The sequence below is a fragment of the Aliivibrio logei genome (genome assembly GCF_001691055.1).
Taxonomy (GTDB): Bacteria; Pseudomonadota; Gammaproteobacteria; order Enterobacterales; family Vibrionaceae; genus Aliivibrio; species Aliivibrio salmonicida.
In genome coordinates, this window is sequence record NZ_MAJU01000008.1 from 466,654 (window position 1) to 490,870 (window position 24,217).

The 24,217-nt window shown below is 38.0% G+C and carries 19 protein-coding genes; 4 read left to right on the forward strand and 15 right to left on the reverse strand.

Annotated elements, in window-relative coordinates; all coding sequences use genetic code 11:
- Positions 1 to 120: 120 nt before the first annotated feature.
- Complete coding sequence (locus A6E04_RS06315; RefSeq protein ID WP_065610552.1) at positions 121 to 954, reverse strand: CvfB family protein; 834 nt, start codon at positions 952 to 954, stop codon at positions 121 to 123.
- 89 nt (positions 955 to 1,043) lie between these two features.
- Between A6E04_RS06315 and A6E04_RS06320 the strand changes: the two genes are divergently transcribed.
- Positions 1,044 to 2,399 (forward strand): hypothetical protein, encoded by a 1,356-nt coding sequence (locus A6E04_RS06320; protein WP_012550330.1) that lies wholly within the window; start codon positions 1,044 to 1,046, stop codon positions 2,397 to 2,399.
- 154 nt (positions 2,400 to 2,553) lie between these two features.
- Here A6E04_RS06320 and A6E04_RS06325 read toward each other — a convergent pair whose 3' ends face one another.
- Positions 2,554 to 3,438, reverse strand: coding sequence for a putative PEP-binding protein (locus tag A6E04_RS06325; RefSeq protein WP_017021105.1), 885 nt, complete (start codon positions 3,436 to 3,438; stop codon positions 2,554 to 2,556).
- Between the two features lie 221 nt (positions 3,439 to 3,659).
- Between A6E04_RS06325 and A6E04_RS06330 the strand changes: the two genes are divergently transcribed.
- Positions 3,660 to 4,712 carry a 3-deoxy-7-phosphoheptulonate synthase gene (locus tag A6E04_RS06330; RefSeq protein WP_012550332.1) on the forward strand — a complete coding sequence of 351 codons (1,053 nt, stop codon included), beginning with the start codon at positions 3,660 to 3,662 and terminating at the stop codon, positions 4,710 to 4,712.
- 15 nt (positions 4,713 to 4,727) lie between these two features.
- Positions 4,728 to 5,210: a YajQ family cyclic di-GMP-binding protein gene (locus tag A6E04_RS06335; protein ID WP_012550333.1), complete on the forward strand. Its 483-nt coding sequence runs from the start codon at positions 4,728 to 4,730 to the stop codon at positions 5,208 to 5,210.
- A gap of 69 nt (positions 5,211 to 5,279) precedes the next feature.
- On the opposite strand, the gene A6E04_RS06340 is transcribed toward A6E04_RS06335, so the two are convergent.
- The 5 genes from A6E04_RS06340 to pheS all read right to left on the reverse strand — a co-directional run bounded on the left by A6E04_RS06340 (position 5,280) and on the right by pheS (position 12,596).
- The gene (locus A6E04_RS06340) at positions 5,280 to 7,061 is read right to left on the reverse strand and encodes a M3 family oligoendopeptidase (RefSeq protein ID WP_065610555.1); all 1,782 of its coding nucleotides are present in this window, start codon (positions 7,059 to 7,061) and stop codon (positions 5,280 to 5,282) included.
- 109 nt (positions 7,062 to 7,170) lie between these two features.
- On the reverse strand, positions 7,171 to 8,184 hold the full coding sequence (locus A6E04_RS06345) for a succinylglutamate desuccinylase (protein ID WP_065610557.1): 1,014 nt from the start codon (positions 8,182 to 8,184) through the stop codon (positions 7,171 to 7,173).
- 203 nt (positions 8,185 to 8,387) lie between these two features.
- Positions 8,388 to 8,684 (reverse strand): integration host factor subunit alpha, encoded by a 297-nt coding sequence (gene ihfA / locus A6E04_RS06350; RefSeq protein WP_012550336.1) that lies wholly within the window; start codon positions 8,682 to 8,684, stop codon positions 8,388 to 8,390.
- Positions 8,685 to 9,207: 523 nt separating this feature from the next.
- Positions 9,208 to 11,595, reverse strand: coding sequence for a phenylalanine--tRNA ligase subunit beta (gene pheT, locus A6E04_RS06355; RefSeq protein ID WP_065610559.1), 2,388 nt, complete (start codon positions 11,593 to 11,595; stop codon positions 9,208 to 9,210).
- A 17-nt stretch (positions 11,596 to 11,612) separates the two neighbouring features.
- The gene (pheS, locus tag A6E04_RS06360) at positions 11,613 to 12,596 is read right to left on the reverse strand and encodes a phenylalanine--tRNA ligase subunit alpha (protein ID WP_017021109.1); all 984 of its coding nucleotides are present in this window, start codon (positions 12,594 to 12,596) and stop codon (positions 11,613 to 11,615) included.
- Positions 12,597 to 12,927: 331 nt separating this feature from the next.
- Between pheS and A6E04_RS06365 the strand changes: the two genes are divergently transcribed.
- On the forward strand, positions 12,928 to 15,126 hold the full coding sequence (locus A6E04_RS06365; RefSeq protein WP_065610561.1) for a TonB-dependent hemoglobin/transferrin/lactoferrin family receptor: 2,199 nt from the start codon (positions 12,928 to 12,930) through the stop codon (positions 15,124 to 15,126).
- Positions 15,127 to 15,211: 85 nt separating this feature from the next.
- Here the strand turns inward: A6E04_RS06365 and A6E04_RS06370 are convergent, their stop codons facing one another.
- The 8 genes from A6E04_RS06370 to hutW all read right to left on the reverse strand — a co-directional run bounded on the left by A6E04_RS06370 (position 15,212) and on the right by hutW (position 24,110).
- Positions 15,212 to 15,943, reverse strand: coding sequence for a hypothetical protein (locus tag A6E04_RS06370; RefSeq protein ID WP_065610563.1), 732 nt, complete (start codon positions 15,941 to 15,943; stop codon positions 15,212 to 15,214).
- Positions 15,930 to 17,894, reverse strand: coding sequence for a hypothetical protein (locus tag A6E04_RS06375; protein WP_244886255.1), 1,965 nt, complete (start codon positions 17,892 to 17,894; stop codon positions 15,930 to 15,932). The genes A6E04_RS06370 and A6E04_RS06375 overlap by 14 nt, the downstream gene beginning before the upstream one ends.
- Before the next feature lie 196 nt (positions 17,895 to 18,090).
- Entirely contained in the window at positions 18,091 to 18,447 is a 357-nt protein-coding gene (locus A6E04_RS21475; protein WP_244886256.1) for a toxin VasX, read from the reverse strand.
- 14 nt (positions 18,448 to 18,461) lie between these two features.
- Positions 18,462 to 19,301, reverse strand: coding sequence for a DUF4123 domain-containing protein (locus A6E04_RS06380; RefSeq protein WP_244886257.1), 840 nt, complete (start codon positions 19,299 to 19,301; stop codon positions 18,462 to 18,464).
- Positions 19,298 to 21,388 (reverse strand): type VI secretion system tip protein TssI/VgrG, encoded by a 2,091-nt coding sequence (tssI, locus tag A6E04_RS06385; RefSeq protein WP_065610565.1) that lies wholly within the window; start codon positions 21,386 to 21,388, stop codon positions 19,298 to 19,300. The genes A6E04_RS06380 and tssI overlap by 4 nt, the downstream gene beginning before the upstream one ends.
- Positions 21,389 to 21,662: 274 nt before the next feature.
- Positions 21,663 to 22,193 (reverse strand): heme utilization protein HutZ, encoded by a 531-nt coding sequence (gene hutZ, locus A6E04_RS06390; protein ID WP_012550343.1) that lies wholly within the window; start codon positions 22,191 to 22,193, stop codon positions 21,663 to 21,665.
- A 25-nt stretch (positions 22,194 to 22,218) separates the two neighbouring features.
- Positions 22,219 to 22,725 (reverse strand): heme utilization cystosolic carrier protein HutX, encoded by a 507-nt coding sequence (hutX, locus tag A6E04_RS06395; RefSeq protein ID WP_065610567.1) that lies wholly within the window; start codon positions 22,723 to 22,725, stop codon positions 22,219 to 22,221.
- 20 nt (positions 22,726 to 22,745) lie between these two features.
- Positions 22,746 to 24,110 carry a heme anaerobic degradation radical SAM methyltransferase ChuW/HutW gene (gene hutW, locus A6E04_RS06400; RefSeq protein WP_065610569.1) on the reverse strand — a complete coding sequence of 455 codons (1,365 nt, stop codon included), beginning with the start codon at positions 24,108 to 24,110 and terminating at the stop codon, positions 22,746 to 22,748.
- Positions 24,111 to 24,217 lie beyond the last annotated feature (107 nt).

Here is a 24,217-nt window from a genome sequence, read left to right on the forward strand (position 1 = left end):
AATCTCAATAATGTAATGTTCTCCATTAATTAGCGCAAGGCTCTCACTAGAGCTCTTCCCCTAAGCCCGTGACTAGGAATCGTCTCGGGCTCTTTTTTTAGGGAAGCTACTCAACTAACGTTAAGCTAAGCGAATACCATCTTTTTCAATAGTAATTTTACCTGCTTTATATAGGCCGCCTATCGTCTTCTTGAATGTACCTTTACTTGTTCTGAACTCAGCAAAGATAGCTTCTGGTGTTGACTTATCACTTAGAGGTAAGAAACCTTCTTTTTTCTCTAGTGTTGCGATTACTTTTTCACTTAACTCATCCATACGAGCCACACCTGGACGCTGTAGAGATAATGAAATTTTACCGTCTTCACGCATTTCTGTAATAAAGGCTTTTAGTTGTTTACCAATGAAAAGCTTACCAAATACATCAGAGTGGAAAATCAACCCCCAATGCTCGCCATTGATTACGGCTTTGTAGCCAAGATCAGTGCGTTCTGCAATTAAGATATCAACCTGTTGGCCTTTCTCATAATTAGCAGGCGTATTATCTAACCATTTGTTAAAACGAGTAGTACCGACAATACGGCTAGATGCTTTATCGATATATACGTAAACAAGGATGGTTTGACCTTCATCTAAACGGCCACGTTGCTCACTGAATGGCACCAATAAGTCTTTTTTAGCGATACCCCAATCCACAAACGCACCAATGCTGTTGGTGCCAATCACGTTCATTAAACCAAATTGGCCTACTTGCGCTTTTGGTGTTTCTGTAGAGGCAACCACTTCATTTTCTGAATCAAGATAAATAAACACATCAAGCGCTTCACCGGTTGCTGTGCCTTCTGGAACAAAACGACTTGGAAGAAGAATCGAACCGTAATCTCCGCCATCTAAAAAGACACCAAAATCTACCGTTTTTGTTACTTCTAATTTGTTGATTTGACCAATTTTAATCATTACTTCAATTCCTAAATAAAATACTCGGCGATTATACCCGAACTCTGATATGCTTGCTGTATGAATTACCATTTTTATAGGAATTTCCTGTGATTACAGTTGGTAAGAAAGATGGCTTATCACTAAAAATATCCCACATCGTTGAAGAATCTAAGCAGCATGAGCTTGAGATGTATCTTTTTATTCCTGGAGAGTTAGGTTTAAACAAAGACATGGTTTCTGAATCTGAATTTTATTTCAGCTCAATTCAAAGCCAGCGTACCTATTTCAGTGATAAAAACCATCTTCCCCTTGTCCACTCTCGCTTAGCTCAACGTGGACGCTTATCAACTGAACAATATCGTTTAAGTTTGAGTTTGTATGCTTATCAATATGCACTTGCCTTAGAAAAAGCCGTACAGCAACTGAATGAAACTTCCCGTGAAAACATTACGCATAAAGAAGTGGATGATGCAATTGATCTCGCCATCGACATCCTTAGAAAGTTACGACGTAACGTACCTTATGAAGATAATTTAAAACGTTACTATGCCAATATCGATAATTATTTATCTTGGTACACTGAGCAACGTTTTCTTTCATTACTTGCTCATATGCCAAGAAATGAAGAATATAAACTTGTAAAAGAACGCTTAATTGATATCTGTGAAAAAGAAGTATTACACCGTTTAGATAAAAGCTATAACTCACGAAAAGCACGTGATGACATTACTCGAATGTCGAATAAAATGCGTTTATTACGTCGTTTAATCGAGTTCCCTATTGTATTAAAAGAGAAAAACTTTGCACTAGGTAAGCACATTAAACGAATGGTGAAAGGCGGCGCAACCGCTGTTGTTATGATTTTTGTTTCATTGATGGTAATTCAAGCGCGCGGTTTCTTAGGTGAAATTACCGCCTCCTTTATTTTTGCGATCTCTTTTATCTACGCGATGCGTGAGGTATTTAAAGATGACTTACGTGATGTAATGTGGCGCTGGATACGTAAAGGCCAACCAAAATGGCGTAAACGTTATTTTGATCCTACAACCAACAGTTACGTTGGTAGAAAATTAGAATGGCTAGATTACATGACATTTGTCGAGCTCGATTCTGAAATTCAAAAACTGCGTAAACATCGAGTCGTTCAACGTGAAGAAGTGGTTTTAAGTTATAAAAGCCAAACAAAAATGGCAATCACTAAATTTATGACTGGGTATGAACAAACCCGTGAAACCATGCTCATTGATCTTCGCCCTATTGCACGTTTAATGGAAAAAGGGTCTGAAAAGATCTATCAGTTAAATGAAGGGCAAGTCAGTAAAGAATCGGTTGAAAAACGTCATCTGATTAACTTAATCATTCGAGAAACGATGGATGACTACAGTACTCAACTTCACCGTTGGAAGATTGTCGTTAACCGCTCTAAAATTGTCGATATCGAAAAAATATCAGATAACAACTAAATCGCTTCATCTCTGAATGAGTTCGTTGTTTTTTATTAAAAAGAACCTGAAATTAAAAAAGCCTCCACTCATTGTTTTTTTGAGTTGGAGGCTTTTTACTATCAATCGTCAACGTGCTCTAAAACGAGACAAATACAATTGTAAATCGTATTAATTACGCAGTAACAACCACATCGGTTGCATTCAATTGATCTAACAGCTCTTGAACTCGTGTATTTTGAGCCAATTCATCAATGGTTATCATTACGGGTTTATTGGCTTTATTCGCAGCTTGAATTGCACAACCGATCAAATGTAATACGGCTTCATTCTGTGGTTCAAAATGATGCTCTAACGCTTCATTTTGTTTATCTACACCCAGCGTAAACTGCGTTAACGTATCAACATTAACAACCAAACCATCAAAATATTGCAATAATTTCTCAGCCATTAATGATGCAGCAGGTACATCACACACAAAGTGTACTTTTAGACCATTCAGTCCACGAGGCAAACCATAAATCGCTAAACGGTCAATAATCGTAGCTGCGTCACTTAAGTTGCGAACAAATGGAACGACAATCTGAACCACTGCCGAAGTTGAAGCAATGACTTTTTTAATTACGGCACACTCTAATGCAAATTGCTCAGAACTTTCATCCGATGCATAACGTGTTACACCACGAACGCCCATCATTGGGTTCATTTCTTTTGGCTCTAATTGACCAACAAGTAAGCCTGAAAACGCACTGCTGTCTGCATCAGAAAAAGCAATTTTCACTTCTTTTGTTTCGTCAGTAATATTGTCAAGAATCACAGTAGATAACGTATCAACAAAATGGGTTTTACCATCAGATGCGCTTTCTATTATTGCCGCAAGACTTTGTGCATCAATGTCACTCATCTTTGGCGTATTAATCACGGCCTTTGGATGATAAAACAAATGCTCTTGAATAAGCCCTGCGATAGACACATACAAAGATGCATTTGAATCGGTGCTTGATTGATAAGACGGTAAACTAGCTACGCGAGTTAACGTTGGTAAAATAGTATTAGTCATGCTTGCTCCAATGAACTCATTGATTCAGTTTAATTATATTTATGAATGATTACATGTTATTTATGTTGAACATACCGATACATTAACAACAACTCAAGCCTAAAAGATACAATAGCTTAACTTTTCCTTATCTATACACCTATCAATCAATTTTTGGGTTTCATCCCTCTTGATTTTCCGTTATCTTACCCTAGTGTATTAAAAGAATTACAGGCGAAACTATGCCATTGCAAACAGATGAACTTCGTACTCAGCCTTTAGGCCCAATGCCTACTCCAGCTGAATTAACTGCTGCCTATCCTCTTACTGATGATGTTGCCGAACACATTGAGCAATCTAGAGCTCAAGTTGAAGCAATTTTAACGGGTGAAGACAAACGACTTTTAGTCATTGTTGGCCCGTGCTCAGTACATGATACTAAAGCCGCAATGGACTACGCTGAACGTTTAGCTAAGATCCAAGAATCGTATAAAAATGAGCTTTTCATTGTTATGCGTACGTACTTTGAAAAACCGCGTACGATTGTAGGTTGGAAAGGTCTTATTACCGATCCAAACCTTGATGGTAGTTATGCTCTTGAGGCCGGTCTTCATAAAGCACGTAAACTATTACTGAACATAAATAAACTGGGTTTAGCTACAGCGACTGAGTTTTTAGATATGATCACTGGCCAATATATTTCTGACTTGATCACGTGGGGTGCCATTGGCGCTCGTACTACTGAGTCTCAAATACACCGTGAAATGGCATCTGCCCTTTCTTGTCCTGTTGGATTTAAAAACGGTACCAATGGTAATACTCAGATTGCGATGGATGCTATCCGCGCTTCTAAGGCTTCTCATTACTTCTACTCTCCAGATAAACAAGGCCGCATGACGGTATACCGCACTGCTGGTAACCCTTTTGGTCATGTTATCTTACGTGGTGGTAGCGACAAACCAAACTATGATATTGATTCTGTAACAGATGCCTGCAAACGGTTAGAAGAAGTAAACTTACCTCCTCATCTGATCGTTGATTTTAGCCACGCTAACTGTGAGAAACAACACCGTCGTCAACTTGATGTTGCAAAAGATATTTGTAATCAAATTGAATCTGGCAGCAATCAAGTTGTTGGTATTATGGCTGAAAGCTTTTTAATTGAAGGCAATCAACCAATGACGGATTTAAATAACCTAACTTATGGCCAATCGATCACTGATCCATGCCTAAGCTGGGAAGATACTGTGACTATGTTAGACATGCTATCAAACTCTATTAAAACCTCTCGTTAATTTAAAGGATAAACTATGCCTGCTTTTGATATCGTTTCTGAAGTTGATAATGTTGAACTAAAAAATGCAGTAGATAATGCTACTCGTGAATTAGCTACTCGTTTCGATTTCCGTGGTGTTGATGCTAGCTTTGAATTGAAAGGCGAAAACATCAAGATTAAAGCGGAAGATGACTTTCAGCTAACGCAACTTGTTGATATTTTACGTGGTAACCTTGCGAAACGTGGCGTTGATGCTCGTTCAATGGATGTAAAAGACGCGGTTCATTCTGGTAAAAACTTTTACCAAGACATCGACTTTAAACAAGGCATTGATCCTCTTATCTCTAAGAAATTAGTGAAAGAAATCAAAGCATCAAAAGTTAAAGTTCAAGCCGCTATCCAAGGTGAACAATTACGTATTACGGGTAAAAACCGTGACGACCTTCAAGCTGCAATGGCTATAGTTCGTGAAGGTGACTTTGGTCAACCATTCCAATTCACTAACTTCCGTGACTAATATTAAATCAACACCATTTTGATTTAATCAAAATAAAGCGTCTACATGTAGACGCTTTATTATTTTCTACTATCCAATCAATCGCTCAAATTCATCAATTTGTTTACTTACCCTATCCAAACTCTGCTGCCAAAAAAACTCTTTCGTTAAATCCATTTGCAAATGCTTATTCACGACGTCTTCTGCACGCATTGAGCCAGTATCACGCAATAAATTAACATAATCACGATAAAAGCTATCCCCTTTTGCTTCTCGTTGTGCGTATACACCGATGCTAAATAGATAACCAAATAAATACGGGTAATTATAAAAACTCACCTCAGGAATGCTGAAATGTAATTTACTTGCCCAGAATAATGAATCAGGTTCTGACATTGAATCACCATACCAATCATTCCACGTTTTACTCATTAACTCTGACAGTTGCTCTGGCCCTAACTCCTGAGTTGAGCGTTGTTCATAAAATGATTTTTCAAATTCATAACGTACTGGAATATTTATCGTTAATGCTAAAGCGGAAGATAACTCCTCCCATAACATTTCTATTTTATCTTCTTTTGTTTTCGCCTTTGCCAATAACGCATCACGAACTGCATTTTCTGCAAAAATAGAGGCGGTTTCCGCTAATGTCATTGGGTACTTTGTTTTACATAAAGGCATGTCTCGCATTACCCAATTATGGAATGCATGACCTAATTCATGAGCAAGCGTTAATACATCCGACATACTGTCACCCCATGTCATAAAGACTAGAGGTGTGCGTGAATCTGCAAACTTAGTACAATACGCACCAAGACGTTTGGTCGATTGCGGTGCTGCATCAATCCAACCATTAGTTACCATCAGGGCCACAAAATCGGCCATTTCTTGAGATACGCTGCCAAATGCCTCTTTAATGATATCTATCGCTTCATCAAAAGAATAAGTAGAAGCACTCCCACTCAATGGAGGCATTGAAGCAAGCTGATCCCAAGGTGTTAGCTTCTCAGTACCAAACATTTTAGCCATTAAACGTGCTGCTTTTTGTCCTACAGCACGATTTTTCTTTGCTACTGACATCATGCTATCTAATGTTGCTTGTTCTATACGGCTACCATGTAAACTTGACTCTAAAAAATGTACTGACGCTGTTGCGCTTCGTTTTTCATATTCAGCTAACCGCCACCCCGATAACGCATTTAAAATGGCAGAAAAACTCTCTTGATTTTGTTTCATTGCTAATTGAATTGCTCGCCATGCTGGTTCTCTACGGTTTTCATCACTTCCGTATAAAATACTTGCAGCTTGCGATAAACCAATGGTTTCTTGATCTCCATTAGACAGCGCTAACGTCACGGTCATAGAACCGGTAATATTATCGTATAAACGGCCCCATGCATTTTTACCATCAACACTCATAGCAGAGAGAAGCTGCTCTTCTTTAACACTCAAACGTGTCGAAATAAGCTTCCTTTCTTCTTCTAATAAGAAACGTTGGGCTTCTAATTCTTCACTGTATGATAGAACCTCTTCAAATAAAGCGGTTGGTGAATTCACTATCGCATCAAGATAAGGGCTAAAAGCTTGTGATAATTCGGATGACAATTTATTCATCTTATTCACAAGCGCTTTTGCTTGGTTATCAGACGCATCAACAGAAGCAATACAATTACCATAACCCGCCACTGTTGCAAGTAACACTGAAATGGATTCTCTGTCTAAAATCGCTTGTTGTAATGCACTAGCATGTAATTCAGCAGTCGAACTGAAAAGCGTCTTTATTTTTTGTTCAATAGTAATGATTGTCGCATCTAATTTTGGATCATTTAATGATTCAAAAGCAACGGAAAGATCCCAGCTAGGAGCTGTCATAATACGGTCCTTTATTCGCGTTTTATTATATAAAGCCAATAGTACCCATTAAGTACTCAATATCTTCAGCTCTCTTTTTTTCGTTATTTACTGCATTATTTACATCATATTAATTATCTATTTTTTGGACTAATAGACAAGCTCGATGCCCAATTTCAACATTAGAATTAGGGAAAACAACATTTTCTCCACCACCGTTAGCATAACATTTTTGACTCCCCTCAGAAGAAAGTAACTGCCCTTCATTAAACAACGTAAAATTAGCTAAATCCACAGGGAAGTGAAATTCAAAGTCATTACTTTTCTTTATGATGCTTCGAGTTACTTGATACTCAATTAAGGATGAACTGTGTTTGTCTATATCAACATTCAATTCGTTAGTCGCTGTTTCAGAAGCACTAATAAACCCTCTTAATCCATGAATGAAATCAGCCAACGGTTCAAAATCATTCTCGCCCAGTTTCGCTACTTTTCCTAATTCGATGGTGGCCGCATGCGCTCCATGATATTCAGCACTGTACCAACTGAAAGTGGATGCCGGTGCTTCAGAGAATAAACACGCTTCAATCTGACTGTCATTTAGAAAAGAAAGTAATTTATCAGAACGTTGATAATGACGATTAAAAGGATGTATCGCGAAGGTGTAATGCATTGAACGACGAATTGCACAGTGTAAATCTAAATGCCACATGTCGTCTGCATTATGCTTCTGATAAAAAGTATCGACTTGATTCATCAGAGAATTCGCTAATGCGACCTCTTTAATTTCTGAATTATCATTATGATAACCAGTAAATAAACGATTTAAATTGGTGTCTAAAAAACGCTGCTCTTCTAAGGTCGCTTGAGGGTGACCATAAATAAATAAACATGGGTCATTTAAACACAGTTTTCCGGATTGAATATCAATAAGGATGGAGTCTAGAATTTCGATAGGTGAGGTTTCATTACCATGAATACCAGAAGAAAGGATAATGGCTCTATTTGAACATTTAGGTGGAACAACTTCAACGACACCCCTGATGTGCTGAATCACCACCGTTCCGTTCGCTAATTCCCATGAACGTGAAGATATTGATTTAGTAAGATCTAAAGTATCTTTAATAAATGACGTATATTCCATCTGAATTACTCTTCCTTGGTAAAATATTCAACCAAGAAACAGTACCATTAATGAAACATAAAATTAACAACATCTATTCCAGAATGTGAGTCTACCCTTTTGGTTTCTAGTATAAGATGAGTATTATTAATTCTTAGTGGCATAAAAAAAGCCGTATGATTTATCATACAGCTTCATTTATTCTACGGCCAAAGCCGGCATTATTATTTTTCTACAGGCAGATCTTCAACACGTGCTTTCAATTTCTGGCCTGGTTTGAACGTTACTACTCGGCGTGCTGAAATTGGAATGTCTTCACCCGTTTTTGGGTTACGTCCTGGTCGCTCGCTCTTTTCGCGTAAGTCAAAATTACCAAAACCAGATAATTTCACTTGTTCGCCACTCTCTAGAGCTTGCTTAATCTCTTCGAAAAATACTTCTACCGTTTCCTTGGCGTCGCGTTTACTTAATCCAACTTTTTCAAATAAGGTCTCAGCCAAATCAGCTTTAGTGAGTGCCATAAAAACTACCCTCAGGTTACGTTAGGACAGAGTTACAGTATTTACTGTAACCGGAAAACTTAATAGTTAGAACAATGACATAAGATTAAACTAACTAATCACAGTGTATGCCAACTGACTGATTTTCGCCAACTTTTTTATGTGATAAAGCGCTACATTTATAAGACAAAAAATAAATTATCGCTTTATTTCAATCATGAACTTTCAGTTATTGCTTAAACACATCACTATAGCAGTTAATCTAACTGCTTTTTTACAAAAACTCAATATATATATCTACTTTCAATAAGTGTGACATGATGCCGAAATTTATTAATAATTTTAATATTAATCCATCCATTTGATTGTGAAAGAGATTAGTTTCCTTTTTATATCGATAAAAAACACATGCTATTGTCGATTCACATTCATGAACAGGATTAAATACTCCCCTATTATTTATAGGTTCGATTATAAAAAAAATCCAGTATCAACCTTCATTGATACTGGATTCATTGTATTTATATTTAGCTAAAAGAGCTAATTAGTCACGCAGTGTTGCTGAGAACTTCTCACCAATTGCCGCAACAATAGCGTCAACAGCTGAAGTGATATCAGCCTCTTCTAATGTACGCTCAACAGATTGAAGTGTCAGTGCGATTGCCAGACTCTTCTTACCGTCGTCAACACCTTGACCACGGTATACATCAAACAATTTCGCGCTAGTTAATAACTCGCCACCTGATGCTAAACACTCAGCAACGATGTCACCAGAAGCAATGGCTTCATCTGCAACAATCGCGATATCACGACGGTTTGCAGGGAACTTCGATACTGCTGCAGCTTCTGGGATAACGCGAGTGTTGATTGCGTCCCACTCGATTTCAAACATGATTGTACGACCGTTCAAGCCAAACTTACGCTCTAGCTCTGGGTGTACTGTACCGATGAAACCCACTTCTTTTCCGCCAACAACGATAGCCGCTGTTTGACCTGGGTGAAGTGCTGGGTGTTGTGCTGCTTTAAACTCGTACGCTAATTCGTTAGCAGTTAGTTCAAGTACAGCTTCTAAATCGCCTTTAAGGTCGAAAAAGTCAACGGTGTTTGTTGCGATATCCCAGTGCTCTTCACCACGAGTACCAGCGATGATACCAGCAAGCATCATTTCTTGACGCATGCCGTTTTCTGCTGATTCTTCAGGAATAAAACGTAAACCAGATTCGAATAAACGAACGCGTGGTTGTTGACGTTTTTGGTTATGAACAACGGTGTTGATCAAACCAGTCCATAGGCTTAGACGCATTGCTGACATGTCTGCTGAAATTGGAAATGGCAGAATTAACGGCTCAATCTCAGGCACGATCAGTTTTTGTTGCTCAGGTTCTACGAAGCTGTAGGTAATTGCTTCGTGGTAACCGCGGTCAACAAGAAGATCACGAACACGCTTAAGCGGCTGGTTTGCTTCTTTATGATCGTTCATGTTTAGTGCAGCAACAGGTGCTTGGTTTGGAATATTATTGTAACCGTAAATACGACCTACTTCTTCAATTAGGTCTTGCTCGATTGCAATATCAAAACGCCATGATGGAGATGTTGCTGTCCAACCTGTATCCGTTGTTTCAACAACACAACCTAAACGCGTTAAGATCTCAACCACATCTGTTGATGGGATGTGATGACCTAAAAGACCGTCTAGTTTGCTGCGACGTAACGCAACTGTGCTTTCTTTTGGAAGATCTGCTTCAGATTCAGCCGCAGAAATAGGCGCAACTTCACCACCACAAAGTTCAACAAGAAGCTGTGTTGCACGCTCCATCGCTGTTGCTTGTAATGTAGAGTCAACACCACGTTCAAAACGTAGAGATGAATCAGTGTGTAGACCGTATGCACGAGCACGACCACGGATGTGATCTGGTGCGAAGAACGCACACTCAAGCATAATATCTGTTGTTTCAGACGTTACGCCTGATTCTTTACCACCAAAGATACCAGCAATTGCTAGTGCTTTGTTTTGATCAGCGATAACAAGTGTATTGCTGTTTAGTTTTGCTTCGTTGCCATCAAGAAGAGTTAATTTCTCATCTTGCTCAGCCATACGAACCACAATGCCGCCGTCGATCTTAGCAAGATCAAACGCATGCATTGGTTGGCCTTGCTCAAGCATTACGTAGTTTGTGATATCTACAATCGCATCGATTGAACGAATACCACAACGACGCAGTTTCTCTTGCATCCAAATTGGCGTTTCCGCTTTTGCGTTTACGTTCTTGATAACACGACCAAGGTAACGTGGACACGCTTCAGTTGCTTTAACGTCAATAGAAACGGTATCTTCGATGCTTGTTGTTACTGCTTCGATAGTTGGTTCTGTTACGTCTGCACGGTTAAGAACACCGACTTCACGAGCTAAACCACGAATGCTGAAACAGTCAGCGCGGTTTGCTGTTAGGTCAACATCGATAGCAACATCGTTAAGCTCAAGAAGCTCACGAACGTCCATACCTAATGTAGAGCCTTCAGGTAATTCTAAAATACCGTCAGATTCAACATCAATACCTAGCTCAGAGAAAGAACAAAGCATGCCGTGTGATGGAACACCACGTAGTTTTGCTTTCTTAATTTTAAAGTCACCAGGAAGTACAGCACCAACCGTTGCAACTGCAACCGTTAAGCCAAGACGACAGTTAGATGCACCACATACGATGTCTAAAAGCTCTTCTTCGCCGATATCAATTTTAGTTACACGAAGTTTGTCTGCGTCTGGGTGTTGACCACACTCAACCACTTTACCTACTTTAACGCCGGTGAACTCACCAGCAACAGGTGCAACTTCATCAACTTCCAAACCAGCCATTGTGATTTGGTGAGCTAGCTCTTCGCTGTTAATAGCAGGTTTAACCCACTCGCGTAGCCAAGATTCACTGAATTTCATAAATTTCTAGCCCCGAATTACTTGAATTGTTTAAGGAAACGAAGGTCGTTCTCGAAGAACGCACGAAGATCATTTACGCCGTAACGAAGCATAGTTAGACGCTCAACACCCATACCAAACGCAAAGCCTGAGTATTTTTCAGGGTCGATGCCAACAGAGCGAAGTACGTTAGGGTGAACCATGCCACAACCTAATACTTCTAACCATTTGCCATCTTTACGCTTCACATCAACTTCAGCAGAAGGTTCTGTGAATGGGAAAAATGAAGGACGGAAACGCACTTCAACTTCTTCTTCAAAGAAATTACAAAGGAAATCGTGAAGAATACCTTTAAGCTGTGCAAAGTTAACGTTCTCATCAACTAACATACCTTCCACTTGATGGAACATTGGTGTGTGAGTTTGATCGTAATCGTTACGGTAAACACGGCCCGGAGCGATGAAACGGAATGGTGGTTTGCCATTTTCCATTGTACGGATCTGAACACCTGAAGTGTGCGTACGCAGCATTAAATCAGGGTTAAAGAAGAACGTATCGTGATCAGTACGCGCTGGGTGATCATCAGCAATGTTCAATGCATCGAAGTTATGGAATGCATCTTCGATTTCAGGGCCAGATTCTGTGCTGAAACCTAATTCACCAAAGAATTGCTCAATACGCTCAACGGTACGAGTAACTGGGTGTAAACCACCGTTCTCGATACGACGGCCCGGAAGGCTTACATCGATAGTTTCAGCAGCAAGTTTCGCTTCAAGCTCTGCAGTTTGAAGAGAGTCTTTACGCTCAACTAATAACGTTTGAACAGTCTGCTTCGCTTTATTGATCAATTGACCCGCTTCACGACGTTCTGTCGGATCTAGTTTTCCTAGACCTTGAAGCTGAAGTGTCAAATGCCCTTTTTTACCTAAATATTGAACACGGACTTCGTCCAGAGCGACTAAAGAGCCTGCTTGTTCAATTTCTGCCGTTGCATTGGCAATGATCTCGTCTAGATGTTGCATCGTTTCCTCATCCACTTACTAGTGGTATCCGTTGCGAGTAAAATACATATTACTGTACATACTAATGAATCAGAGCGCTAAATCCAAATTGAATTGAAGTAAAAGATTCAATCTTATACAAAAAAGCGATTTTACTTTATCAAAAGCGTTATCTTTCACCAGTTTGTTACCTCTTTTCTCTATTTATTTTTCTATTTTAACCTCCTGTACTCATGACAATCCCCCTCATAGAAGAAAAAAACAAAAGATCAAATGAAAATGATAGTAATTATCATTCGCACTATGTATCATTCTTCCAAATTATGAGAATAGACAACTTCAAGGAATTATCATGTCTAATAAAAAAACGCTTTTAGCAGCCTCTATTTTAATCGCAATAGCCCCCTCACTTCATGCTGAAACCTCTCCAAACAAAAATACGACGATGTTTGATGAGGTTGTTGTTTCTGCTACCCGTACAGAACAAAACATTAAAGATGTTTCCAGTTCTATTTCGAAAATAACGTCTGATGACATTGAAAATACAATGGCAACAGATATTCAAGATGCATTAAAATATACCCCAGGAGTTAGCGCTAACGGTGGCGGTCGTTTTGGTTTATCAGGGTTTACAATTCGCGGCATGAGCGATAGCCGAATTAAAGTACTCGTGGATGGTGTCCAACAACCTACCTCTTACAACCCCGGTTCAAACGAACAGCGTAAATACCCTAGTACTATTGAAATTGACACGTTAAGAGCCATTGAAGTAAATAAAGGCCCCTCTTCAACTCTTTATGGCTCTGATGCACTTGGTGGCACTGTTCTAATGGAGACTAAAAATCCTGACGATATTTTAAGAACCGAGGGAGATGAAAACGCTTTTGAAGTAAAAACAGGCTATAACAGCGTAGACTCAAGCACAAAGACAACGGGTACTTGGGCAATACGTGCCGCTGAACTAGAAACTCTAGTTATGTTAACGTATAAAAAAGGCAGTGAATCACAAACTCATTCTAATGGTGCTAATATTGAAGGACCAAATCGTGGAGCGGCAAACCCAGCGGATGCACAAATTGGTAACCTTCTCGCTAAAGCTTTCTACCAATTAAATGATTCACACCGCATCGGCACAACAGTTGAATATTACACCTCTCAATATGATGAAGATGAGCTTTCCCAAAATGGTTATTCCATGATGAGTAGAGGTGTCCCTATCATTACTTATTATGATAATTACAATAAAGACACAACAACTCGATTACGCGTTGGGTTAGAGCACGAATGGACAGCCAATAATGCGTTGTTTGATACGCTAGAATCAAAATTAAACGTACAACAAACTGAATCATTATCTGAAAACTACGATACTTCCACTGGTCCTTATGGCAGCGGTCGCCGAATGCGTGAGCGTATCGCCAACGACGATTCAATCCAATTTGATGCTCAATTTGATAAGATCGCGGAATTTGGGGAAGGCTTTCATCAAATCACTTACGGCCTGAGCTTTAGACAAAACAAATTTGCGACAGAAAATACCGATTATAAATACGACCAAGGCACATCTGGCCCCGGACATACAGATATGCCCGATGCAACGATGACTCAATATGGTATTTTTGCACAAGATCAAGCTTTCTTACTTGATGAACAGTTAGTGCTAACCGCTGGTTTACGCTATGACTCATTTGAAGCGAAACCAGAAACCAATGACGGCTTTAAAACAGAATATCCTGACAGTAAAAATGACGCTTTTACGGCTAAATTAGGTTCGGTTTATCATATAAACAATAACTTCAGTGTACTTGCTCAAGTCAGCCAAGGCTTTAAAGCCCCTACTCTACAAGACATGTATTATTTCTATGACAGTGGCGCTGTTATAGATGCTAACCCAGATCTTAAAGCCGAAAGCAGCATCTCTTATGAAACAGGGATTCGAGCACAATCAAATGCCGCACAGGTTGAATTAATTGCTTTCTATAATGATTATTCTGATTTCATCAATCAACAGTATATAGGTAAAGTTGTTGGTGGTCCTAATGATGGTAAAGATCATTACACTAAAGAAAATATCGACTCTGTAGAAATTTACGGTGTTGAATTTAGTTCTACCTACCTATTAGATGAAGCCTTTGATGCGCCTCAAGGTACGTACTCTAAGTTAAGTATTGCGTATGCTGAAGGCCGAGATAAAAAGACGGGAGCATCAATAGACAGCGTTGCTCCACTCACATCAAATCTAGGTTTAGGTTATGACTCTGTCGGCTATACTTACGGTGCTTTATTAAATGTAAATATGGTTGCAGCAAAAAATAAATGGTCAAACGTTGGCCATGAAAACATCAATGTTTCAGGCTATACCTTGGTTGATTTAACCGCTTACTACAAACCAATGCAAGATTTAACGCTTCGTGGTGGCTTATTCAATGCGCTTGATAAACAGTACTGGTTATATAACGACATGATTGGTACTGAAGCCGGTGAAGATGGGATTGACCGTCAAGCTCAAGCAGGTCGTAACTGGGGTGTTGAGTTAGATTATAAATTCTAAATTTATAACTCAACACTAATAAAAGCGGCTTCGTTGCCGCTTGTTTATTTCAGTTACTATTATGATTCAACAATACCATTTCACATCAATCCAGATCCATTGGATGTAAGAACTCTTTAAACTTTTCATGCTCATAAATATCATCTTCTCTCTCAACCTCATAAAAATGACCATTTGGATAGAATTCTTTTAAAATATTAAAAATATCATCTACATTTTCTTTATTACAAAAAAATCCCATTCTAGAGGCTGATATTTTTCCATTAGGTATCACAGATATATAACTCACATCCGACGCTTTAATTAATACTGTTTCATCAAAATACAAAGTTTCAAACAACATAGGTTTCAACCTAAAGTTAACCAGTTTGAATGAGAGTAACGCACTTGCCCCAGCTCCAATGAACGCCATAGGGCCAACAAAAACAACTGCAATCAAACATACAACAACACCCACTCGACCTATCATTCGTATGCATTGATAAGCATACTCTGGCACAACATCTGCCTGCTCGGTTAATATTCCGTTTTTAGTGAACTTGTAAATCCGCTTTATATCGGCTGATGCAAAAAAAATAAAAACCAAATTAAGTAAAAGCCCACCTCCTACGTAAATAATAATCTCTCCAACATCAAGCCCATCATGACTAGAATCATACGACATCCAAAAAATAAATAATGAACATAACAGTGCCACAAAATACCCCAAATATTGATGCTCTATGGTTTCATACTCATAGAGTACTTCTTCGTTGTATAAATCCATTCTCATGGTTTCTATTTTGTCTGTATTATCTATATCTTTATGAGTTAGCATTATTTAACCTCACAATCTCCATACCTAAGTTTTCTTTTTTTGAATAATCATTAAATGAAGTAACCTTATTTACATTTAGCTTTATATCCCCGCTACCACCTTGAAAACCTGAATAAGAAATAACATGAGGTGTTCTATTGGCTAAAACATCTAAATAAATGGTTATATTAGAAATATCTTCTGAATGGTTTCGTTCAATTTTCATTTCATAACAATTATCATTACTTACTTTAGTGAAATTGACTTCTACTTCTGATTGACTCATCTCTTTATTTCCAATGAAATTATAATGTTTTATTGCTTTTTTAGATGCGCTTTTAATTACTTTAATTCCAAACCATTTATTGGATAAGTAATCAGGTAACTCAATCGTTAACGTCCATTGTTTGTCTGAATACGTACTTGCCTGATACGTTCTAACTATTCCAGTGTCTATCTGGGCTACTGGTTTATTTAATATGTTTTGCAAGTTAACTAGTTCAATTTCTGGTGACCACTTAGCCGTCTTTACTCCCCATATGGATTGCACTAACCACAACTCCATATCGGTTCGTTTAAACATATTAATGAATACCGTTGCTGCAATATAAGCAATACCAAATACACTTAACCAAATAACCATCCAAGGAGCAAAAATAGCGCCTATTGAACCATTCATAAAACATGAAATTAGTTGAGTTGTAAAAATACCAGCTTGCCCAATTAACGAAATAACTTTCAATTTTTCAGCTAGCACTTCCTCTTTTGATAAGAGAGGGCTATCTAAGCGTTGATAGATATAATAAATTTCAGACACACTGGCGATTAACCCAGTAACAGCAACGAGCTTAGTTAAGTTAATAAATTTAGTAATTAGTTCTTTGTTTGATTTCAGAGCAATATATCTGTTTTTATTCAATAGTTTTTTATCTTTCATTACCTCTGCCCATACAGCATCTCTTGATACCAAAGCGCACGCATTTACAGTCCAAGAAGCCGTATAAACAACCTCTGCGGCGACTGATTTATATTCATCTGTCGTCTTACTCTCTTGGTTTCTTTGGAGTAAATTTGAAAAGACGGTTATTGAGTTCCAAATATTTAATGCTGCAACAACCCCATTCCAACTTGCAGATCCTTTCCACTTCCTTTCCGAAAAACTAACAAGATCTGCTTTTGTATTGCTATAAGCCGCCCAACTGTCTGCAACACCTTTACTGATTGCTCCTTTTATATTTAACATTGATCCATTTTGCGAAACCTTAAGCATTTGAGGCATGTTCTCTGAAATAAACTCAGACGCTTTTTGTACTAGCGCTGATGCAAATTGTTCTTTCCGAATAATAGCAGCCATTGTTTTACTATTAGATAGTAAGAATTGATCATATTTTTTATTAAATGCCGCCAGTTCTTTAGGGTAATTAGGGTTTACAGAAACAATAAAACTGCTATCTGCTAGATTTTCCATGATGAGAACTCTGAAGCGAGCCATAAAGCTAAGTGCACTGAATTGATTAGCACGAGGCTGGATTGCATTGAGCATCTCCATCGAAGGTCGAAATTGCAATATCGGATTGGTTTTATTACTGGCAATAAATGCGGCAAACACGGCTTTAATATCGATATGAAGCAGCTTGTACCAATCAGAATCTTGAATTCTTACGTCACCTGTTAATGTATCGAATTCTGATAATCGAGTATGCAGTGCGATCATGTCACTAGGACTGCTCATATTAAGTGCAGCGCCACCTTCAGAGTAAGTGGTTAACTCATCCACCACTTCTTTTGAGTAAGCAAACGGGGCTAATGCTAATAAATTGTTGGGATTACTCAGATCTAACATTTTTTCTAAATAATGCTTAATTTCCGGAACATTAAAACCCGATTGAACAAGCTCGACGGTTATTGGTGAAAATAACTCAGATAAATAACGTTGACCAACCTCTGTTTGGTTATCAATCCCGAAATACATAGGGTCGATACCCATCTGCTCAATGGCATCTGTTACCTCTTTATGCTGATAAACTAACTTACTGTTTAATGCTTCTAATTCTGATAATTTATCGTATTGTTCAAATAGGTATTCATTCAGTTCATTCCATCGAATTTCATCAAAATTTCGATATTGCCTTTTCCATTGAGAAGTATGTTCCTTTTTGATTTCAAAATTAAACCTCTCTTTTCTGGTGCTTTATCGGCTTCATTTGAGCCCCAATCCACTTTAATAAATTGAGTCCTTTCACCTGATATTCATGAAAAGTTTTGTCTTTATTGCTATAAACGTAAAGCCAACCGTCTCTTAATTGTCTTAATGTATATTTTGAATGAACAACATCAAAAAAGCCGTGACCTTTATGGGTATCAAGTAATGGGTGTTTCTGCTCTTTTTCTTCATTATCCATATCATCAATCGCATAACGAACCGGAATGATATCAATAACGCCAAACTTTACAGGGCAGGCCCCAACTGGGTTCTTCGCATCTTTTTTACTGCCACACATGGCTGCATTGTTTGCTTCGCTCATTCTTGTAAATCCTTTTACATAGAGTGACGATATTGATAGGCTAAATCCGCCGCTTGTTTGATTCTTTGTTCTGGGGTTTGCTGCGATGTTTGATAGATCAATTTGGTGATTTTTGGGTATTTATCGGTTGTGATCGCTTCTTTTCCTAAATATCCCATCACATTCATAAATAGACAGACTTCAGTCTCATTTTGAAAGCCTCTGCTATAAGCGGCATCGAACCAATACTGAATCCATTTTTGTTTATCTATCACGCCCTCTAAACAATGTGGGAAGAAATATTCCACATGATTAAGTACATAGGCATAGGCATTTTCAGTCGCTAACTCTCCTAACGCTTGCCATTGTTCGTCCGTTAAACGATAAGGTTTCTCGCTTTTCATCTCAGTGCAAGGCGATAAGTAATGGACCCATCCCTTTTTATATGGAAGCCAAACTTCATTAATGTGTTGCCAATACCAATCTGTTCCTGTTGAGAATAAAACATTGGCACAACCTGAATGCGCTAATTTCAATATGATGGATGAACCGTAAGGCGATTGAACCTTAATCAAACCTCTAAAATGTTCTGCAAGGCTTTCTAGATCTAACGCCGAACTGAATAAGAAACCGTCTAGCTGACCACGTTGGCTTTCAAACCACTGTGCAATATCCGGAGTTGCTTTGACTAAATAGGGAGAGACAGATATCAAATCATCCCAAGGGTCATACAAATACAGCGGTTCTTGCTCTACTACTGTATCTAATTGATATAATTCTTTTAATACGTCAACACTCTGACTTGTGTCTAGCATCAAATAAAAGGAGGTGAAGTCATCAATATTCAAAGTATCAAAGAACGTAGATTTCATCATTCTTGCCCCTGCTCTTGTTCGCACTCCTCACACACCGGATCCGATGTTTTAAATGCCTCTATCTGATGAGGCGTATCAATTTTACTTCTTGTATGTTCAGAGGTTGTTGCGGTTTCAGCCACACTGCCTGTCATTTCATTCTGCTTCATGACGGGTTGGGTTGCTGTAATACCCGCATATCCACTGCCGCTTCCTGCACTTCCTCCTGCGTTTAAATTAATAGCAGCCCCAAGTAAATGAACTCCGGCAGGATCTACTTTTAATGTACTTCCACCGGCAGAGATCGTGAACTCTGTCCCTGCCTCTAAAATGATTTTATTACCAACATCAATATGTAACTCGCTGCCTATGTCTATCAGCTTTTTTTCTCTCACTTTACCGTATTCAGATCCTAATATTTGCTGATGTGTGTCTTTTTTTATCGAAGTAAATTGGTCACCATTAACGGTACGATGGCTGTCTTTTTTGATTTCAACGAATTGATTTTGATGTATGACTTTATGATCATCCTTGAAGACTTCTGTGGTTTGATTATTTTTAATTTGAATATCTAGATCTTTTGCAGCGTGAATATAAATATGTTCGTTATCTTTTTTATCTTCAAAACGTAATTCATTAAAGTTATCGCCACCGATAGAACTCGATGTCTTAAACGTACTTCTTGTTTTATGCTCAGGTAATGCATACGGTGGCTTATTGTCTCCGTTATAAAGAGAGCCCGTAATTAATGGTTTGTCTGGATCTCCTTGTAAAAAAGTAACGAGCACTTCGTGCCCAACTCTAGGCAATACAAATTGGCCATACTGATTTCCAGCCCAACCTTGAGATGTCCTTACCCAGCAACTTGTGGTCTCATTCCTTTGTCCATTTCGATCCCAATGGAATTGCACTTTAACTCGACCAAATTCATCACAATAAATCTCTTCATTCTTTGGACCAGTAACAATAGCAGTATCAATGTTTTTAATGCGAGGCTTAGCTTGTGCAGTCAATTTAAAAGACGTCATCCAAGGAATACACGTAAATTCGGCCTTATAATTTGAGACCCCATCGGCCAATTCTTCTAATACCTGAGGTTGTTTACCCTCATGCTTTACTGTTATTAATAACCATGTGCTATTCCATGATTCATTCGTATAAGATTGAATTGGCTGAAAATAACCGACACGTAATTGAGCGCTATCACTGATACCTATTAACTCTAAAGACGTCGATCTTTGTTGATCTAATTTTAGTTTTATTTGTTCTTTGATAGCATGCTTTCTATCATCGAGAGAAAAGGCATGAATTGGTTGGTAAGAGTACTGCTCTAATGGTGATTCACTCGTTTCGTCAGTTCCATTAATGTGGTCTACCGTTTCTGATAACGAGTACTTCGGTCTTTCAAATACATAATCACGTATTGAGACCTTACCAGTATTTACTTTCTGCTTTTTAACAAGAGACATAATTGTGTCTCTCTCTTTGGCCATACCACTTTCAGAAACCACACGTAATGGAGGAAGTTCTGTATAAACTTCAGAACCATCAGAAATAATAAGTGTTGAATTCACTTCCAAGTGTTCAAAAAATGAAACCAAGCCCTCTTCAGCCATAAGACGCTTAATAAAAGCATGATCTGTTTCACCATATTGCACACAGTATTCTCGGGATAAATGCGGACTAAAAAGCTCCATAGAAAAATGATTGTTTTGTATCCCTGCATCTTGATATACAGCGGTAATAATATCTGGGATAGTTTGTTTCTGAAAGATTCGAAAATGCGTTCTATAACTTAATAAGTTAAAAATGGGCGTTAATTTAAGTTTGTAGGTACTGTAACGAAACGAAGTGGCTAACTGCTCTATGAACTCAATGATGCCATGAACATACCTTGGGGTTTTATCATTATTATGATGCAACGAAAGTCGTGCTGGTAGTTGTAGCCATGCTGCAAGATCTACATCAGGATCTTCACAAATAAAGGTAATATCAAAATAATAATCCTCCCCTAGTTTTTCTTCTCCAGAGAATTCATAAACTTGCAGCGGTAAATCTATTGTTGCTATATCAAGTTCAAATTTTTCTTGGTTAGCATTTTGTTTCATGACTCTTAACCTTCACCCATAAATAACAAAATAATCAATAACTTATTGAATTTATGGCTAAATAATATCAGTAATACATAAGGTTTCTATTTTGGTTAAAGAATATGCGATCAGATCCAACCTCGCGCTTGAAAACGAATCAAACTAAAAAGTATGCCAATATTACTCATGCGAAAAGTATGTTTTATTTTCTAGAGTTACCTCACTTTTCTATAATAAAAAAGCCCGAGTACGAATACTTGGGCTGATGTTCATTCTATATATTGGAGGCCAATTACGCTTTTTCGTGCTTTTTATGACCTTGTTCTAAATGGACAAAATCCACTAAGTCATCACCACTTACTTGAAATGCCTGACCAAAACCTTTTACAAACAAGCCCTTAATTGGCTTAAGACGAAACATTTTAAAGTCCTCTAGTGAGCTAAGCCCGTCAATTATTTCACCAAAACGAAGTCTCATTTGAGTTACGGCTTCTTGCCATTTATCTTCATCACGATCAATTAAAATGGCTGTCGCATCAAAAGTTAAACGCTTACGAGCAAAAAGTAATTTTGACGATTCTTCATCTTCAATAAGCATTAAAGATACGTCTGTATTTTGCATTAAATTACGAGCGTGACGCGCTATTTCTGAAATTAACACGTAGTAACCATCATTAAGTAATACGAAAGGTGCATAACTCACGTTTGGCTTTCCTTCGCTATCAACCGTAGCAAGTTGAAGTGTTTTTTTGGAATCACGAAACTCTTGAATTTCTGGTTCTAAACGATTTTGTAAACGTTCTTTTTTGATGTCTTGGTTCATCTGACTTTCCTTTCTATAATTATTTTTATGCGTATTTTTCTTTTAAGACACAAAAAGCACGGACTTGTTCAGGAAGTAATTGACGTTTTTTATCTCGTCCTAAATATATCTTAAATATAGAATTTCCTTCTTTATCAAAAAATCCAAAATAATGACTTTCAGATCCTCTAAATGGTTTACTCACTAGAGCAATATCAATAATTAAGTCTATTTTTAAGTGACCGTGTAACTCGCCATTACGTCCCATTAAGTTATAGTAACCATGAGCTAGTTTTCCTTTCGGGAATGGGGCTTTAACCTCAAAAATAGAGCCAAAAGAATGAACAATCGTCGTTACATCCCCAAAACCAACTAACCCTTCCAAAATAGTTTGAGCTTCTTCTCCTGCAACTAACGTTACAATATGATGAGGTAATGCTTTAATCACTTCCCCTTCAGAAACTAATCGATTCTCTGTTGAGAGTTGTTTTGCCATCTCACTAGGTAATAAAGATGGATCATTTTCAAATAGCGCTAGTATTTCTGTTTTCACAATATCTCTCTTTCTTTATTTTAAGCGGCTTGAATGTGTCGTTGAGCATGTTGAAGTGCGGTAATAACACTTTGTGCCAACGTTACTGACCAAAACTGTCCTGCTAACGTTAGACTTAAATAATCGTTTTCAACAATAACCAAGCCGTTATTTTCCCAATGCATAAATAATGGCATAAGAAAACCAAAGACATCTTTATTGTTGTATTGCAGTAAGGTATGACGAGATAAAACACCATGATCAAAACCCGCTTTAATCATCGCATTTAATGCTGAATTCTTAGACGAACGAGTCATCATGGCGATTGGAAGTGTCTTTTGTTGAATAGCATCAATATAAGCATTTAATGTTCGATGTTGCATCATTCCGATCCCGCCAACATTCCCCCCTGCGCCACACCCAATAGGAAGAACTTCTGCCGTTGTTTTAGCTAGGCTGTTATAGATACTTCGCTCTCTATTACTGCTCGCCCAATGATTAACACTCAGTCGGTTTAAATGGTGTTTACTCATAAATTCAACACCATATTTATACATATACGCTTTTTCTTCTGTGCTCGCAGGTTGTGGCAATTTCCCTTGTTCGATCATTCCCTTCATTGGTGTCCCACCCATCTCAATTAATTGATATAAGTCGACACCATGAGCCCCTGTTTCAAGAAAATCATTTAAGTCTTGTTGCCAAATATCACTTGTTTGAAAAGGAAGCCCATATAATAGATCAAGTACGATAGGCGCTTGATTACTATTACTTAATTCTTGAATTCGGCGTAATACATATTCTTTATCATCAAGCCTTTTGGCTGATCTTCTTACTTGAGTATTAAAACTTTGAACACCAAAAGAAAATCGATTAAAACCACCTTCAAGAGAGCGCTCAAACATCTCTTCATCAAATCGATTAATACGCCCTTCTAAAGTAATTTCACAATCCGTGGTTAGTGGGAAATAAGTACGAACCGCCTTTCCTAATAATTCAATTTGTTGGGTAGACAAATCTGTTGGGGTTCCCCCACCAACATAGACGGCATGAAAAGGAGCAGCTTGCGTCCAAGCCTGTTGGGCTTTCCATTTAATTTCAATCATTAAGGCATCAAAATAACTCTCCACTAATGATTTACTTGAGGCGTGTTGGAAAAAATTACAATAAGTACAACGAACTCGGCAAAAAGGAATATGAATATATAAACATCTCGTTGCGGCTAATCCTTCCGTATTTGAGAGAACTTCCTTCGCTTTTTCTTCATATAAATCACTTGAAATTGGCGTATTTTCTCCACCTGCATGCGCTGATGATTTACGTTGGAATGCGTAAAGTAAAGGCTCAGGTGTAGACTCACCCAATATTAAAGTATCTAAACTTGATATATCTATTTGATTTTTCATGCTTTCATTCTAATTTCTCAGCCCCTTAACTACTAAGAGCTTCGTCTCTGGAATGAATGATAAATTATTTCTTATTGAGAATGCAATTGATAATTGATCTCATTTCG

Bases quoted from the DNA above. Each gene is read 5' to 3' on its own strand.
- A6E04_RS06315 (WP_065610552.1), bottom strand. From the start codon at position 954: ATGATTAAAATTGGTCAAATCAACAAATTAGAAGTAACAAAAACGGTA.
- tssI (WP_065610565.1), bottom strand. From the start codon at position 21,388: ATGAAACAAAATGCTAACCAAGAAAAATTTGAACTTGATATAGCAACA.
- A6E04_RS06345 (WP_065610557.1), bottom strand. From the start codon at position 8,184: ATGGAATATACGTCATTTATTAAAGATACTTTAGATCTTACTAAATCA.
- A6E04_RS06325 (WP_017021105.1), bottom strand. From the start codon at position 3,438: ATGACTAATACTATTTTACCAACGTTAACTCGCGTAGCTAGTTTACCG.
- A6E04_RS06335 (WP_012550333.1), top strand. From the start codon at position 4,728: ATGCCTGCTTTTGATATCGTTTCTGAAGTTGATAATGTTGAACTAAAA.
- A6E04_RS06365 (WP_065610561.1), top strand. From the start codon at position 12,928: ATGTCTAATAAAAAAACGCTTTTAGCAGCCTCTATTTTAATCGCAATA.
- hutW (WP_065610569.1), bottom strand. From the start codon at position 24,110: ATGAAAAATCAAATAGATATATCAAGTTTAGATACTTTAATATTGGGT.
- pheT (WP_065610559.1), bottom strand. From the start codon at position 11,595: ATGAAATTCAGTGAATCTTGGCTACGCGAGTGGGTTAAACCTGCTATT.
- hutZ (WP_012550343.1), bottom strand. From the start codon at position 22,193: ATGAACCAAGACATCAAAAAAGAACGTTTACAAAATCGTTTAGAACCA.
- A6E04_RS06375 (WP_244886255.1), bottom strand. From the start codon at position 17,894: ATGTATTTCGGGATTGATAACCAAACAGAGGTTGGTCAACGTTATTTA.
- ihfA (WP_012550336.1), bottom strand. From the start codon at position 8,684: ATGGCACTCACTAAAGCTGATTTGGCTGAGACCTTATTTGAAAAAGTT.
- A6E04_RS06370 (WP_065610563.1), bottom strand. From the start codon at position 15,943: ATGCTAACTCATAAAGATATAGATAATACAGACAAAATAGAAACCATG.
- A6E04_RS06330 (WP_012550332.1), top strand. From the start codon at position 3,660: ATGCCATTGCAAACAGATGAACTTCGTACTCAGCCTTTAGGCCCAATG.
- pheS (WP_017021109.1), bottom strand. From the start codon at position 12,596: ATGCAACATCTAGACGAGATCATTGCCAATGCAACGGCAGAAATTGAA.
- A6E04_RS06380 (WP_244886257.1), bottom strand. From the start codon at position 19,301: ATGATGAAATCTACGTTCTTTGATACTTTGAATATTGATGACTTCACC.
- A6E04_RS21475 (WP_244886256.1), bottom strand. From the start codon at position 18,447: ATGAGCGAAGCAAACAATGCAGCCATGTGTGGCAGTAAAAAAGATGCG.
- A6E04_RS06340 (WP_065610555.1), bottom strand. From the start codon at position 7,061: ATGACAGCTCCTAGCTGGGATCTTTCCGTTGCTTTTGAATCATTAAAT.